This window comes from Caproiciproducens galactitolivorans, from assembly GCF_029266045.1.
In the GTDB taxonomy this organism is placed as follows: Bacteria; Bacillota; Clostridia; order Oscillospirales; family Acutalibacteraceae; genus Caproiciproducens; species Caproiciproducens galactitolivorans.
On record NZ_JAJUFJ010000009.1, the window covers coordinates 1 to 15,925 of the forward strand.

The 15,925-nt window shown below is 47.4% G+C and carries 13 protein-coding genes; 1 reads left to right on the forward strand and 12 read right to left on the reverse strand.

The window, feature by feature from the left end; translation table 11 throughout:
- The first annotated feature begins 174 nt into the window (after positions 1-174).
- Positions 175-1,053 carry a diacylglycerol/lipid kinase family protein gene (locus P9B68_RS07645; protein ID WP_135656491.1) on the forward strand — a complete coding sequence of 293 codons (879 nt, stop codon included), beginning with the start codon at positions 175-177 and terminating at the stop codon, positions 1,051-1,053.
- Positions 1,054-1,147: 94 nt separating this feature from the next.
- On the opposite strand, the gene P9B68_RS07650 is transcribed toward P9B68_RS07645, so the two are convergent.
- From P9B68_RS07650 to P9B68_RS07705, 12 genes are all read right to left on the reverse strand, one after another.
- The gene (locus P9B68_RS07650; protein WP_135656489.1) at positions 1,148-1,570 is read right to left on the reverse strand and encodes an Hsp20/alpha crystallin family protein; all 423 of its coding nucleotides are present in this window, start codon (positions 1,568-1,570) and stop codon (positions 1,148-1,150) included.
- Between the two features lie 552 nt (positions 1,571-2,122).
- On the reverse strand, positions 2,123-3,010 hold the full coding sequence (locus tag P9B68_RS07655; RefSeq protein ID WP_135656487.1) for an LPXTG cell wall anchor domain-containing protein: 888 nt from the start codon (positions 3,008-3,010) through the stop codon (positions 2,123-2,125).
- Between the two features lie 63 nt (positions 3,011-3,073).
- Positions 3,074-3,742, reverse strand: coding sequence for a SipW-dependent-type signal peptide-containing protein (locus P9B68_RS07660; protein ID WP_135656485.1), 669 nt, complete (start codon positions 3,740-3,742; stop codon positions 3,074-3,076).
- Positions 3,743-3,800: 58 nt separating this feature from the next.
- On the reverse strand, positions 3,801-4,487 hold the full coding sequence (locus P9B68_RS07665) for a hypothetical protein (RefSeq protein WP_135656483.1): 687 nt from the start codon (positions 4,485-4,487) through the stop codon (positions 3,801-3,803).
- A gap of 66 nt (positions 4,488-4,553) precedes the next feature.
- Positions 4,554-5,132: a hypothetical protein gene (locus P9B68_RS07670; RefSeq protein WP_135656481.1), complete on the reverse strand. Its 579-nt coding sequence runs from the start codon at positions 5,130-5,132 to the stop codon at positions 4,554-4,556.
- A 2-nt stretch (positions 5,133-5,134) separates the two neighbouring features.
- A complete protein-coding gene (locus P9B68_RS07675) occupies positions 5,135-5,674 on the reverse strand; it encodes a signal peptidase I (RefSeq protein ID WP_167875109.1) in 540 nt (179 codons plus the stop codon).
- Positions 5,675-5,717: 43 nt separating this feature from the next.
- Complete coding sequence (locus P9B68_RS07680; RefSeq protein ID WP_277668806.1) at positions 5,718-9,449, reverse strand: vWA domain-containing protein; 3,732 nt, start codon at positions 9,447-9,449, stop codon at positions 5,718-5,720.
- Between the two features lie 452 nt (positions 9,450-9,901).
- On the reverse strand, positions 9,902-11,071 hold the full coding sequence (locus P9B68_RS07685; RefSeq protein ID WP_135656475.1) for an iron-containing alcohol dehydrogenase: 1,170 nt from the start codon (positions 11,069-11,071) through the stop codon (positions 9,902-9,904).
- A gap of 195 nt (positions 11,072-11,266) precedes the next feature.
- Positions 11,267-12,043 carry a 5-deoxy-glucuronate isomerase gene (locus P9B68_RS07690; RefSeq protein WP_135656472.1) on the reverse strand — a complete coding sequence of 259 codons (777 nt, stop codon included), beginning with the start codon at positions 12,041-12,043 and terminating at the stop codon, positions 11,267-11,269.
- Between the two features lie 84 nt (positions 12,044-12,127).
- Complete coding sequence (gene iolG / locus P9B68_RS07695; RefSeq protein ID WP_135656470.1) at positions 12,128-13,138, reverse strand: inositol 2-dehydrogenase; 1,011 nt, start codon at positions 13,136-13,138, stop codon at positions 12,128-12,130.
- Positions 13,139-13,158: 20 nt separating this feature from the next.
- The gene (locus P9B68_RS07700; protein ID WP_135656468.1) at positions 13,159-14,166 is read right to left on the reverse strand and encodes an ABC transporter permease; all 1,008 of its coding nucleotides are present in this window, start codon (positions 14,164-14,166) and stop codon (positions 13,159-13,161) included.
- Positions 14,163-15,668 (reverse strand): sugar ABC transporter ATP-binding protein, encoded by a 1,506-nt coding sequence (locus tag P9B68_RS07705; protein WP_135656466.1) that lies wholly within the window; start codon positions 15,666-15,668, stop codon positions 14,163-14,165. The genes P9B68_RS07700 and P9B68_RS07705 overlap by 4 nt, the downstream gene beginning before the upstream one ends.
- Between the last annotated feature and the right edge of the window lie 257 nt (positions 15,669-15,925).

Here is a 15,925-nt window from a genome sequence, read left to right on the forward strand (position 1 = left end):
AATGAAATTGAACGTTATTTTCTTCGCCTAAAACGTTTTCGAAGAATTTTTACGCGTTATGATAAACTTGATATTATGTTCTGTGGTTTCATCTATTTCGCTATGATTATAGATGCAATTTTTTGTGTTAACAGACTCTAAAATAATGGGCAACAGAGAGAACAGGTGATTGAAATGAAGAAAAAGATACTCTTTCTTATTAACCCGCATGCCGGAAAATCGGAAATCCGAAATTACCTGCTGGACATCATTGATTTATTTACAAAAAAATGTTTTTCTGTCACCACCCGCACAACGCACCCGTCCGAAAATAATTTGAAGGAGGACGACGAACAATATGATCTGATCGTATGCTGCGGCGGGGACGGCACTCTGAACCAAGCCGTGAACGAATATATGAAATTGAAATCCCGCCCGCTTTTCGGATATATTCCAGGCGGAACGGTAAATGACTTTGCCGCAAGCCTCGGTCTTTCAAGAAATCCCCTTGAAGCCGCGGAGGAAATTATGAACGGTTCTGTCTTTGCCTGTGACATTGGTTTGTTTAACGAGAAGTATTTCACCTATGTCGCGGCTTTCGGCGCTTTTACAGAAGTTTCCTATCAAACGCCGCAGCAGGCCAAAAATATATTGGGTCGGATCGCCTATATTTTAGAAGGGATCAAACAGCTCCCCAATATAAAATCGTATCATATCCTCGTCGAACACTCCGGGGGCTCAATTGAAGACGATTTTACATTCGGTATGATTACGAATTCTTCTTCGGTGGGCGGGTTCCAGATAAACAATAAAAAGGATATTTTCATGGATGACGGTCTGTTTGAAGTTACGCTGGTGAAAAGCGCAAAAAACCTGATTGAGCGCCAAATGATTATCAATTCCCTTCTTCATCAGGAAGCAGACAGCAATTTTATTTACACCTTTAAAACGGATAAACTGCATATTGTATCCGAAACCGATATTCCATGGACGCTCGACGGCGAATTCGGGGGTTCGTTGCGCGAAGTGCGTATAACAAATAAAAACCGCGCGCTTAATATTTTAACCGTTTAAAAGAACGCTTCCCGCGCAGCCGGGAGTTTTCGCGGTACAATGAAAAGGACCGCTTGAATTTTCATTCAAGCGGTCCTTTTCATTGATGAATGGATTACTTGATTTCGATTCTGCGGCTCTCCGGCACAGTTCCTTCCTTTTTCGGAAGATTGAGTGAAAGGATCCCATTTGTGTATTCCGCTGTAATCTCATTGCTCTTGATATCGGAAATATCAAAGCTGCGGGCGAATGAGCCGTATCTGCGTTCCCTGCGTACGTAATTCTCTCTCTTCTCCTCGGTATCGTCGCTGTGCTGTGCGCTTACTGTCAAATAACTGCCTTCAATATCAATCTTGATATCTTCTTTATTGAATCCCGGCAGCTCTGCTTTGAGCACATAGCGGTCGCCCTCATCAATTACATCGGTACGGAAGGTCGAAAAACTCCGCGCGAAATCGCCAAAGAAGTTTTTCTCCATATTATCAATGTAATTGAATAAGCTGTTTTCCCTACGTCCAAACGGCATTAAATCAAACATAATCAAAACCTCCTAAAAACTGAATTACTGTCCGGGAGCCTTGCTCCCTTTTACAGTTCATACTATATCTTATGTTTATGAAAAATTATTATACGATTTATTACAGAATTATTAATTTTAGCACTCTAAGATTTAGAGTGCTAAAATTAATGATGAGTTACCCCCACACAGCCGGGGTTCCTATGCGAGCAAAGCCCTGTTTTACTGGCGGCGTCTCAAGACGCTTAGAGGGCTTACACTTGCAACAATTCTTGCTCTCCTACTACCTCCTTCTCCCGTACACAAAGCAAGGTAAAAATCGAAAGCACCTCGGTGCGGAAGGGGATTCATACGGGAGGGGGCTGCGCCGCTGCCTGCCAAAGCCCTTCTCGTTTCGTGGAAGATGCTTATTTTTGCTTTGAAACCGAAACAAGAGGATTGCGGAAAAGATTTAGCTCGCATTTTGGGTCGCCGCGAAAGCTTTTTTGAACTCCCGGCATATCTGGGAGTTTTCGTTATACAAGAAAAACCTCTGTTACGGATTGAATCCATAACAGAGGCTTATTTCTCGTTTTATTTGGTTTGCGATTTTATCTTTCTTCTTGTAATAAGAAAAACCATCGCGGCAGTTAGTGCAGCAATCACAACCAGCCAAAGATAAAAAGCGTTTTCTCCTGTCTTTGGCGGGTGGGAAAGCGGGATATCGTCATTGCCGATTATCTCCACCGCCGACGATGACGGGGAAGAGGATTCCGGACCCGTATGGGGAATAGAATCCGGGTCAATGCTCTCATTTTCCGGCACCGCGACCGGTTCCGTTCCACCGCCACCGTAACCGCCGTGTCCACCACCGCCGCCACCGCCTGGAGTGTTGCTGCTGGGCGACGGAACATCAAATTGAATGTTCCATGCAATTTTCGCTAAGGCTTTTTGGAATTGATTCCCCATGGTCTGGGGAACCGTTAATGTTGCGGAAATAACGCCGGAGGTTGAATTTCCGTAAACATATCCTAGTGCAATCGGGTTGGTGACAATATCCTTCGTACCCGTTTTTCCGGAGGCAGGACCCTCATACAGCGTTTGCTCCGCTGTGTTATCATCCAGCTTAAACGTGATCTTCAAGATTAATGTATCCAGAAGCTTCTTGGAGATCTCCTGATTGGAAATATTCGCTGTAGGATCCGCGTGAAAATACACCTGAATCTTCTGGCTGCTGTTGTTTTGAATGAGAATATCCTGCCGATCCGTTGTCTGACCGGGCATCAGATCGGTAAATGTGTTTAAAACCGTAGGATTTACGGAAACACTCTGGGATGCCGTACTGTTTCCGCTGTAAATCACCTTTATCGGCGAAGTTGCAGCCGCGGCAAAAGCAGTAAGTGAGCTGCAGACCGTTAGGGCCGCAACTGCTATTGAGATGAGTGCAATCCGATTCCATTTTCTTATTATATTGCTATTCATTGCAGCATTCCCTCTTTAACATGGCAGCCGGTTTCTCCGCTTTTCCACGTTGCATTTTATGGGTTACACAAGATTTGAGGCCGGCGCAGACATAACCGGAACATCGGTGCTATCGGTATATTTCCAACCGTCTATCACAGAGCCTGTTTTATGCGGAGCGAAATTATCCGCCTGAATGGCTTCTGCGGTAATGCCGATGGTAAATGTTTTACCGGCCATTTCATTGCCCCATTTTTCCGGTACCGTAAACTGTGTGAAGAAATTCACGGAAACGGATCCCTGTTCTGTCTTTTTCGGCAACACTTTTTGATAATAGTAATAGCCATCGGCTGGATTCAGTACCCATGCGGGCTTAGAAGGGTCACCGTCGAGGTACTGCTTATCGATATTAAGGCCGTCCAGCACCTGCTGCTTTTGTTCATCCGTTAACGCAGCCACATTATCCGATCCTTGGTTAATGTTGATTTTGCAGCGGATATACGCGTCGTGGTCCCCGATATTGCTAATCGTTGGATCCTTTGCAATAACGTCCTTGGGCATAACATTATTAAATGTTAACCCCGACTCCACCGGATCTCCATTTTTCGTTTCCGTCAGTTTGATACGTACATCGCCCATCGTTACAATATTCGTTGCCGTACCCTTGTCGGTAAAATAAGCGAGCGTCGATCCGACGGCCATTGCCCCCGCGACTATGACCGAGGTCATCATAATGGCTATTTTTTTGTTCATTCTCGTCCCTCCCAGGGAGCGCGGGGCAGACGCCCGCGCCGTTCAAAATCCGCCGTGTTTAGATGCCGTATGCATCATGGAATGCTGTTTTGGCAGCTTCCAGATCCGCTACATTTGCGCGCTGAACCATATAACCGGTGGCCTTGATGTTAAAGCTCTTCATAAGCTTGGTAAGATCCGCAGCCTGGTTGCTCTGGCCGATCGCGTCTCTATCAATCGTAACATTGCTAAACAGCGGAGTTGTTTTCTGACCCGCAGCAAGAGGAACCTTGTAAAAGAAAACGGTATTGGTGGAATCCTTTGCTACCCAGTCCTGCGTATTGAATGCAATCTCTGCAAATTTGTCGATTGCCGCATAGGAGTTCGCTTCGCCGGTATATTCGAGCTTAATTGCTACCCATGCCGTGGAAGATTTCTGATCATCGGGCTTATTCGGCGTTGTATCCGGGGTGGTTGTGTTCAAAACAGCCGGATCTTTGTCAATGACCGTGCCCGCTGTAAAATTGGTCGCCATGGTGGAGCCCATCACATGACCGTCGGGAATCTTTTCCGGGTTTACCGAGAAATTAACGTGGTCGAAAAGAGGCTCCTTTAATTCGCCTGTAAGGCCGTTTGCCCCGCCGCCGACGGTGAAAACGTTGTTCGCCTCATTTGTTTTCGCTGTCATCAAAGCCATGGTTCCTCCTACAGCAACCGCCGCCGTAAGAGCAAGGGATGTTAAACCGATTACAAGTTTCTTCTGCATTTTCATTATCCTCCTAAAAATTATAATGGATATTTATTAAGCTGAATGCTCAGCAGACTAACAAAATTAAGAGTGCCAAGTGCCGTTGCCGTAAAGCAACCCCCACGCTTCTTTCGAAACGCCGCCAACCGTTTGAATCGAATCAGCGATTACTTGAATCTCCACCGTTTTACCGGAGGGGATTCCGTCCTTAATCCATGCTGTTTTGATCAAAGCCTTTGTGGTTTCTCCGGGTTGCAGGACACCTTTATAGTAATAATAATCGCCATGCTGTTCCCAATTGGCCGTGTTCAGATCCGGATATTCCACTTGTACCGAATCACCGGTTCCGTTTCCATCCGCATCCCTGACAATCGGCACCAGCCTTACGCGGACGTAAACCGGAATCGCATTCGTCGTTGTTTTGTTGTCATTTGTAACATAAACTTCCTTGGCGATCCGGTTGTTCCAGTCAAGGGTATAGTTCCCATCCCCCGGTTCGCTGACTTCGATATTCGCGTCCCCTTTAATAAACGTATTGGTCTTTGAACCTGTTTTCGCCAGCATATAGGCTGTTGTACCGCCTGCGGCGATCGTGCAAACGAGAACCAGCGCAATGGAAAGGGAAGAAATCTTCGAAGTGAATTTTTTAATACGAAATTTCATCATTATCCCTCCTTGGACCGATTGTCAGCTTTGGTATTGCTTTCTTTACGGCCGATCTTCATAAGCAGACCGGGAAGGAAAGCGATGATGACCAAGCACACCAAAGCCGTTGCCGTTATAATCCGGCCCCTTGGGGTATTTACATAAGAGGTAAAAAATCCCATGCCCGGAATGAAAAACCGCGGTTTTCCAATCAGACGTGAGTAGGGCGTGGGCCCTGCGTCCGCATCTTTATTGGCATCGCCCTTCGTGTAAAACAACTGGTTTTCTGCGTCAATTTTTATTACACGGTGCGTAACAACCGTCGTACCGTCGCTCAGATAAAAGGTAATTGGATCGTTTACCTTCACACTTTGCGGGTCGGCCTTGCTCACATAAATGACGCTGCCGACGGGATACGTTGGCTCCATGCTCCCGCTGAGCACTTCAAACGGCTGCCAACCGATGATTCTGGGGCCCGCGACGATGACAGCCGCAGCCAGCACGATCAGCAGGGCAATGGCAGAGAAAATTTTATCGAATATCTTTGATGCTTTTTTCACGTTATCCTCCGTAATCGTTTCCTTGATTTACCCCTGCGGAGATTTATCCGGCGGGATGAACCGTATTCACCTTTACGGTTGTATCACCGAGCCATTTGCCGTTTTTAAGATGATTGAAGAACTCGATTTCCGCCTGTTTTTCCGGTACCCCATAGGAATTGGGAGCGGCGCCGAAATAAGCCTTTTGTGCCGACGACTGGGGAGCTTCCTCTCTGCCGATATACAGCATATCTTTGTTTTGCCTGCTCTCCGGATCGTTGTTCACAACAGAACTCAGGGTATAGCGCCATGCGTCCCCGGTTTCTTCCGTTACCTTATAGAAACCCTTTTTCAATCCGGTGATGGTCTTGCTTGCAGAAAGGTCATTACCGGACAGAGTTATCACTTCGTAGAAGGTCTCCGCCGGCTTCGGGTCATCCAGATGGTTCCGGCGTTCAACCCGGAATACAAAGCTCTGCTTTGCTTTGACGCTGTCCGGAGCAGGATATTTGTCATTGACCGTTTTGCTGATTTGAAGCTGCCCTTTCACTACCTGAACAGCATAGATTCCGTTGGGTGCCGTTTTATCGGTCAAAACCGTCGTATTCAGGGTGTTTTGCGCAACCCGACCGCTGGGATGGCCCACATCCGTACAGTTTTCCTTGGAATCCGCGCCGTTACTGGAAGGATAGAAGGTCACGGCAAGCATATAGTCCGCGCTGTCGTCGGGTGTGATTCCAGACGGGAAAGCGGGTGAATCAGAAGAAACGCCGAGGGCATCCTTCTGAACCCACGAATTATTCTCCCATGCCACTTTATACCATTGATAACGGAAAGCCCCTGTTTCCTCTTGGCCGCAGAACAGATCCTGCCCGGGCACTTTATAAGGATCGATTTGGACATCCGGTACATTTTCCCCGCGGAAAATAATTGTGTGATCATTGCCCGCATAGAAAACCGGCTTCACATTGACTGTCGGCGATTTCTTTCCGAAGAGCTTTGAATCGCCATCGATTGTTATTTTCGACATGGAGGGGATATTGGTCGGAATATCATTTCCGCCTATAAACTCATTTTTTGCCTGAATCTGAATAGACTGCTGCCAGCCGGGAGCGGTTAATTTGTTATTCTCCCATGTGCCGACTCCGATCGAAGTGCCGCTCCACGTAATCTGCCAACAACCCTGGTCTGCATCATACGAAGCCTGTGCGCCGTATACCGCATGCTTTCCGCTTCTGGAAAGCACGTTTCCTACTTCGTCGCATAAATCAAACCGCGGGTCAAGCACATCGGTAATCGTAGCATTGGAGATATTTCCGATTTCCTGCGATATAACGGTGAAAATATTCTCCAAAGCGGCGGTATTGCTTGCTGAATAATAGAGCTTTTCTGTTTTGGAGCCTTCTTTATAAGAGGCGATCCGGCTCATACATTCATCGTCCAAAGCCTTTCTCCCCCCGGTAACTCCGGAAAACACGCCGATCGTGTAAACCGTTGCCCCACAGCCGAGCCCGCTGGCCGCTTTATCACTCTGAAAATCATTGAAATACGTGTGGCTGATTATTTCCTCGCCTTTATTTCCTTTCAGGATTTCCGCCTGGTCGATGGTTGCGGCAGCCGTTTTGTAACCGTCATAAGAATCAAACCCGCTGTAACCCGGCTCGCCGTCGGTAAACAGAATAACCATCCGTTTATTGTCTGACGCAACCTCGTCGGTATCAAAAATATTCCTTGCTTCCTCAAGGCCCTTGTTGGAATAAGTGGAGCCCCCGGCGCTCAGCCCGTTTATCGCGGCTCCGATTTTATCCGAATCCGTATCGGAAACCAAAACCAAACCATCGGTAAGGTTCTTGGTATCCTTCTCATTTGAATAGGAAACCACCGCAATACGGCTGCCCGGCGACTTCTTCAGGACATTGCTGACAAAAGTATTTGCCGCGGATTTCAAGGCTTCTATTCTTGTCTGCGATTCCTGTGTAAAGAACTGATATTGATTGAGCGCCCCGTCGCCGTCGACGGCCGGCGTTACCCTTACGTTGCCGGAATAGTCATCATAATACCAGCCATCCCGGTCATGATACCGCCAATAATCTTGATATTGGTACCAGCCTTTTTTGCAGTATTGCACAAGCTGATAATGACATTCCGTAGCATTTGCACCGCTTCGGTAAATGAAATAGGACTTGGAAGTATCCGGGTCGTTTTCCGGAGAATACATATGCCATGCCATGCTTCCGGAGCAGTCTAGAACCATAACAATGTCACAAGGGTCGCTCTCGATCTCCTCTGTTTCTGATTGTGCCGTCGCGGTCAAGTCGATTTGATATTTTCGCGCGTCCCAATCCTTCAGCTTCGAGGTTTTCGTAGCGGTCAGGCCGGCCGTTGCCGGTACTTTATCAATACGAACCTTTGGTTCCGGGAATTGATACAACAGCTCCCCGTCGGAATACACCCCTGAGAATTCTGCCTGATTGGTGGGGATATAGTCCTTTCCACCGGTCGAATTCTTTGCACGCACCTGGAAGGTTTTCGAAAACAGGTGGTCATTGTCAATTGTCAAACCGGACCAGCAAATATACTGTCCATGCTCATCCTTATGAACCGTCGCGCCTTTTGGAAGGGTACTTAAAACCAGCGAAAAACGGTTGTCAATATAATCCCGAACCTGTACGCCGGCAAGCCCGCCAACCGTTTCCTGGACTTTGTTAAACGCATCCCCGATGGTCTCCATGCCCACAACCGGGTAATACAGCTTTTCTCCCGTATTTTTATCCTCAGAGGCAACGTCCTCCATAAAGCCCGTTACCTTCTTCAAACGGGAACCGGAAAGATCACCAAATACGCCGATCGAGTAGATAATCGCATCGAAGTCGCTTTTCAGCTGATCCGCCGCGTAAATGGTTTTATCCGCTACATCCTGATCGAAACCGTTCGAATGATTCGGCTCGCCGTCCGTAAAAAACACCACAATCTTTCTGCGGTTATCCTCTGTTGGAACATCTTCCCACCATGCTTCATTTTTCAACAAATCCTGGGCATAAGAAAAGGCATAATCCGATGCGGTCGCACCGCCAATCTCAATTTTATCAATTCCGTCATTAATCGCTTTCAGCGACTTTTCCTCTCCCGTTCTAAGCAGATAACGGCTGCCCCGATTGGAAGCGAAAACGGCGTTGCTTCCAAAAGCAACCACTCCGATGCGGCTGTCCGGTGAAGAAGCGGCAACCTGGCTGACGAATGTTTTCGCGGCCGACTTCAAAGAAGCAATTTTCGAATCTCCTTCATAAAATTGATAGCGGTTGGGCTTATTAAGCTTTACCCAACGGAAAGAATTATTATATTCCGGAGAATAATAGTACCATGCTCCATTTTCATACTTCGCAAGATGACGCTCTTGCGACACATTCACGTAATACATTTTGCTGTGATCTGTCGGGACGCCGCTTACAGGCTTCAATTTTCCGGCATCCATCGGATCTTCCATACTGCCGGAGCGGTCAAGCACTAATACAATATCGCAGGGAATCTTTTCCGATACAATCTGTTTCCTTGCTTCCACTCCCAGATGGATATCGAAAACGCGATCCGCTGCGCTGTCCACGGTTTTATGCATTGTAACCTGTTCGGGTTTGCCCGTGTCGTAAACAATTGGAGCCGGATGACCGGAATCGTGCTTGGAATCCAAAGCGGAACCAAATGCATTCAACCCTCCCTTACAGTAAAAGCAGCCCACAAGTATTGCTAATTCCAGAACCAGCGAGGTTGTGCGTAGCTGAATTTTTTTCATTGCGTTCATTTAGCCACCGCTCCTTTTCCTTCGGTATGAAAACATAGTATTCCATAAATTACTAAAAAAATTGTATAATTTTGTAAACTTCTTTGAAAAGATTATATTATGTTTCGGTCACGCCCCAGTCACAAATTTAAAAGAAGTGAATTTTTTAATTTTTTTATAAATATTTTTGTTCCGCAATTTTTTAATACCATGGAATGCTGTAATTTTCTTTACTTTCATTTCCGTGATTATAAATAATCCCCCCCCTGCACGCACGGAAAGCAAGGTAAAAACCGAAAGCATTTCGGTGCGGAAGGGGGCGACACGGAAGAGAGCGCAGCAGCCGGAAGTTTTGGAATTACAAAAAACAGGCCATCCCATACAAATCGTACGGGACGGCCCTATATGCAAAAAGCGCCCGGCTTATGCCGGGCGCTTCCTCTAAGAAATGGAATTCGAAAAAAACAGAAAATTTAGAAGTTAACGTCTTCCCCATAATATGCGCAGGTAAGTACCTTAAGCATATTTTCGGCGTTTGTTTCTCTCGGGTTGGAAGCCGTGCAGGGATCGCCCACAGCGTTTTCCGCAATGGACTGGCAGTGCGCCTTAAAGTCTTCTTCTTTTACGCCGTTGTCCTTGTAGGTCTGAGCGATATTCAGCTTCTTGTTCAGCTCGCGGATCGCTTCCACCAGCGCGTTGGTAAGCTGCTTGTCCGTTGCGCCCGGAAGGCCGATTTCTCTGGCAATCTGCGCATATCTTTCCATGCAGACTCTGGAGTTGTACTGGATTACATTCGGCAGCAGAATTGCGTTGCAGCAGCCGTGCGGAATGTGGAATACCGCGCCGGTCTTATGCGCAAGGCTGTGCGCAATACCGAGCAGGGCATTTGAGAACGCCATACCGGCAAGGCACTGTGCAATATGCATTTTCCCGCGTGCTTCCGCGTCGCCATTGTAGGAATCAAGAATATTGTCAAAAATGCTTGAAATTGCCTTCAGCGCCAGCGCGTCGGAAAAGTCGGAACGCGCGGAGGCAACATACGCTTCAATCGCATGGGTCAGCGCGTCCATCCCTGTGTGGGCGGTCAGCGTTTTCGGCATTGTCATCGGGATATCGGAATCCAAAACGGCAATATCCGGCGTAATTTCGAAGTCAGCAAGCGGGTACTTAATATCGGTGGAATAATCCGTGATAACGGAAAACGCCGTAACTTCGGAAGCTGTGCCACTAGTGGAAGGAACAGCAACAAAAATGGCTTTCTTTCTCAGCTTCGGCATTGTGAAAGGATTCTTGATGTCCTCGAAGGTTTTTTCCGGATACTCATAGAAAACCCACATTGCTTTCGCAGCGTCCATCGGTGAACCGCCGCCGATTGCAACGATCACATCCGGCTCAAATTCGCGCATGGCCTTGGCGCCGTCGTATACCCTTTCAATCGACGGATCCGGCTCAACGCCGTCATATATACGAGTCTGTAAGCCCGCGTCCTTTAACACATCTTCCAGCTTCTGCAGAAATCCGGTTTTTCTCATCGACTGTCCGCCAGTTACAATAAAGGCTTTCTTATAGCCCTTTAAGTTTTTCAGTTCACTAAGGGCATTCGGGCCAAAATAAATGTCTCTTGGTAAAGTGAAACGTGCCATTTTGATTCCTCCTAGAAATTTTTGTTACCTATTTGTTAAAACCATAACAATCTCTCAACGCTAATATCATACCACACCGAATGCTTCATTTCAAGTGTTTTTCTACTTATTTAGTATGCTTTTTAAAATTGCTTTTATGTAACGGATCAGATTTTTTTAAAAAGAGCACAGATACCCTTTCCATGCCGCATTCTATCAGCCTTCACCCAAAAGCCAGGCATGCGCCGGGTCGAAAATACGGTCCGTCCAGGGATCCCCGTCAAAATGGCGAATCATCCATACGTAGTACATCGGATAACCGGGCGCGTTTACCTGCGGATGCGTTTTGCCGCCAGGAATCGCGCAGAAGCTTCCGTCTTTGATTTTATACACGTCATCGCCGATAAAGCAGGCGCCAAAGCCCTGCGGCTTTTCGAAGCGGTAATAATAGACCTCCGGCTGGGGATGATGATGCGGCAGATAGCTTGACCAGCCGCCCTGCGGGACCAAAATTTCGCCCATTACCATATTGGAATACGGGGCCGTATGATAATCAAAGAAGGTGCGGACCGTACGTTGTGCTTTCCCTTCAAACTGGCTTTGCCCGAAGGTTTCTTCCACGCAGTTTTCCGGCGTATAGAGAGCGCTGTCGAAGGTACGGTCATTTTCCGTAGATTGTACCAGTATTTCGCTTTCCTTCATTGCAGTAACGGTAACCGGAACATTTTTGCAAACATGAATACAGGTTGTTCCCTGCCGAAAAAAATCCGACCGCTCGGCGGTCACGTCTTTGCCCTGCCAACTGATTTTTATTCCGCCCTGAATGAGCAGCAGCGCCATTTCTTCCGTGGGGAAGGAAAAAGTAAGCGTTTTCCCCTCTTCCATGCGAAACACGGTAATATTCATCATCATGTCCGCATGAGCCCCGTTTGTACGCGTGAGCACTTTCACGCCTTCGTCGTTAAACATAGGATAACCAAAAAGATCACTCATAAAAAATACCCTCACAATCATTTACAGGCTAAAAGAACCGCCCTTATGAAAGGGAGATTTCTTATAGCCTGTAATTTGTTTTACTTAAAATTGAATTTCCGATACTTTTACCGGACGATGCTCTTTAAAGGATTTCCCCGCTGCCATGCCAATCAGAACCGCCTGAAGTCCGTCAACAACCGTTACAGGCACCGGAGTATCGTTAAGAATCGCCTCTGTAAATTCCGATACTTCGCGGGCGAAGGATTCCATATAGCGTTCCAGGAAGAAATACAGCGGCTTCTCCCCAATAATTCCATCGGTTGTGCTGATTACCGCGCTGGACTGCGTATCATTTGATACGGCAACCTGGCCATTGGAGCCGAAGACCTCCGCGCGCTGGTCATATCCGTAAACCGCCTTGCGGGAATTGTCAATTACGGCAAGCGCGCCGTTTTTCAGCTTCATGGTAATGATCGCGGTATCAATGTCGCCGGCTTCCCCGATTCTCGGGTCAACCAGAACCGCGCCGTTGACGTAGATTTCTTCGACATCGCTGCCGGTCAGGTAGCGGACCATATCAAAGTCATGGATGGTCATGTCAAGGAAGATACCTCCGGATACCTTTACATATTCGATCGGAGGCGCGTCCGGGTCGCGGGAGGTAATCTTTACAATCTGGGGATCTCCGATTTTGCCGGAAGTTACGGCTTCTCTCACCGCACGGAAGTTATGGTCAAACCTGCGGTTGAAACCGACCTGGTATTTCAAATTGGTTTTCTCGAGTTCCTGCATAACCGCCTTGATTTCCCCAAGATCCTTCGAAACCGGCTTTTCACAGAAAACATGTTTTCCCGCCCGGATTGCTTCAATGGAAATCGGCGCATGTGTCTGCGTGGAGGAACAGATCATAACGGCGTCAATGGAAGCGTCCTCTAAAATTTTATGGTAATCGTCGTATGTGGTGAAGCCCATCTCTTTCGCCCATTGCCTTGACTCTTCCGTCCAGAAGGAATCCGCGATCGCGGCCACCTGAGCGTTCTTAACATGGAATTTAATGCTTTGCCCGTGAACCTTACCGATTCTTCCGGCGCCGATGATGCCGATGTTTAACATAAGTATCTCTCCTTGTGAATTTATTTTGCAGCCAAACGTCTTGCCTTTGCTTCCATTCTTCCACGGGTTACGTCGATAAATACGGCTGTAATAATAACCAGACCGATTACGATGTACTGGATATCGCTGGATGCTTCAAGTAAGGTCAAGCCGTTGCGGATTGTAGAAATCAGAACCGCGCCGATTAGTGTGCCCCAGATGGTGCCCTTGCCGCCCATGAACGAAGCGCCGCCGATAATGCACGCCGCGATCGCGTCGGTATCATACGGCTCAATTGCGGAAGCAGGGTTTGCAACGCCGGTACGGCCAACCAGCACGATACCTGCAATTGCGCTCATCAGGCCGCAAAGTGCGTAAACAAAGATCAGAACGTTGTCCGAATTAATACCGGAAAGACGGGTTGCCTCCGGGTTGCCGCCCACGCAGAAAATCTGTCTGCCGAGCGCCGTCTTGTTCAGGAAGAAATGGAATCCGATAAATAGCAGGATTACAACAACAAAGGAAAGCGGGAAGCCGGAAAATTTGCCCGGAACCTTAAAAAGGTTTGTTGCGCCAAGGGCGGTAACACCGTCCGGGAAACCCGCAACCGTTTTGCTGGATACAACCAGCAGGGCAAGGCCGCAGAGTACGTTTTTCATACCCAAAGTAGAAACGAATGGATGTGGCAAATGCAGCTTTGTAAGCAGAAGGCCGTTGCACAGGCCTATTACCAAGCCGGTTGCAAGCCCAATGATAATCAGAAGCACCGGATTGGTCATGCCGAAGTTATTGACCAGCGTACCCATAACACAGGTACAAAGCACACAGTTGGCGCCTACAGAAAGGTCAATACCGGCTGTGATCAACGTAAGCAGCATACCGGAAGCGATCAGGCTGTTTACCGCTGTCTGTCTTAATATGTTCAAAAGGTTGCTGACGGTTAAGAAGTTTGGGGTTGCGATGGATAAAATCACTCCCAGAATAAAGAGTGCGAGAAGCGAACCCAACTTTCCCATAATGTCTTTTATAGTCAATTTTCCTTTAGTCATTCCAATGTACCTCCCCAGGCAGCTTTCATAATGTCTTCTTGGTTAAAGTGACCGCTCTTGTTGTCCATTTCCGCCATAATCCGACCGGAACGCATAACGATTACCCTGTCGCTCATCCCGAGAATTTCCGGAAGCTCCGAGGAAATCATAATCACGCATTTTCCCGCCTTAACAAGACTGTTCATAACATTGTAAACTTCCACTTTCGCGCCGACGTCGATACCTCTTGTAGGCTCGTCAAAAATAAAGATATCTGCGCTCGTGTTGATCCACTTTCCGATAACCACTTTTTGTTTGTTGCCGCCGGAAAGCTGGGCAACCGATTCGTCAAGTCCCGTTGTCTTAATTTTCAGGGAATTGATATTGTCCTCTCCGACTTGATCGATCATCTTTTTATTAAGCCACGGCCCCTTCTGGAACCGCTTCATGTTGGCAAGGATCAGGTTCGTGCGGATGTCCATCGCCAGCACAAGACCCTGGCTGCCTCTGTCTTCCGTTAAGAAGGCAATATTATGGGCGATTGCGTCCTTCGGGGATTTCAGCTTCACCTTTTCCCCGTCTATGTAGATATCCCCACCGTCCATCGGATCCGCCCCGAAAATCGCCCGGAATGTTTCCGTGCGCCCTGCGCCGACCAGACCAGCAAAGCCAAGGATTTCGCCGTGGTAAGCCGTAAAGCTGACGTCATGAAGCACACCTGCCGAGCTTAAATGCTCTACCCGCAGCGCTTCCGACCCGCGTTTGGTCTCTATTTTCGGGAACTGCTTATCCATTGAACGGCCCACCATTGCTGTAATAAGCCTGTCGTTGTCTATGTTACCGATATCGTCCGTAAAAACATGCTCGCCGTCGCGCATAACCGTTACACGGTCGCACAGCTCAAACAATTCCTCCAGCTTATGGGAGACAAACAGGATGGCAACCCCTTTGGATTTCAGGATCCTTACGGTCTTCATCAATTGCTTAACTTCGGTTTCTCCTAGACTGGACGTGGGTTCATCCATAATGATCAATTTGGTATCAATGGATATTGCCCTTGCGATTTCCACCATCTGCTGCACGCCAACGCCAAGGGTACCGCACAGCTTTCTGGGATCCACTTTCTGGCCCAGAGATTCCATCAGTTCCGCTGCTTTTTTATGCATATAATCGTAATCAAGGAAAGGGCTTCCTTTTTTATTGACCGTATTACCCATAAATATATTATCAGTAATGGAAAGCAGCTTAACAATACTCAGTTCCTGATAAACGCACGCAATTCCATTTGCTTTCGCATCGTTTGGGTTTTTAAAAATTTTCTTTTCGCCGTCGACGTAGATATCTCCTTCATCGGCAGGATGCACGCCCGTCAGCACTTTGATAAGTGTGGACTTGCCCGCACCGTTTTCTCCGATAAGGCCATGAATTTCGCCGGGTTTAATCTGAATTGACATGTCCCTTAACGCTACTACACCGGGGAAGCGTTTCGTAACATTTTTCAGTTCAACTACATATTCACTCATAGCTTCACCTGTCTCTAAGGGTCCTCCCCATATTATTTGGATAGCACTGCTTATCCAGTATTTTCAAAGTAATATTGATCTTGCTTTCTGTATAGTTGCTTAAAATGGAACAATTTTTTGTGAAGGATAATAAATTGTATCCATAATTCCCTATGAAATCGAAATTTCCGAATCCCACTACCACATTATGAAATCACTATTGCTTTTCCCCGGGAATCCGTTCCCTGCTTTGCAGCAGGGAACTTTCCCAAGGCAAT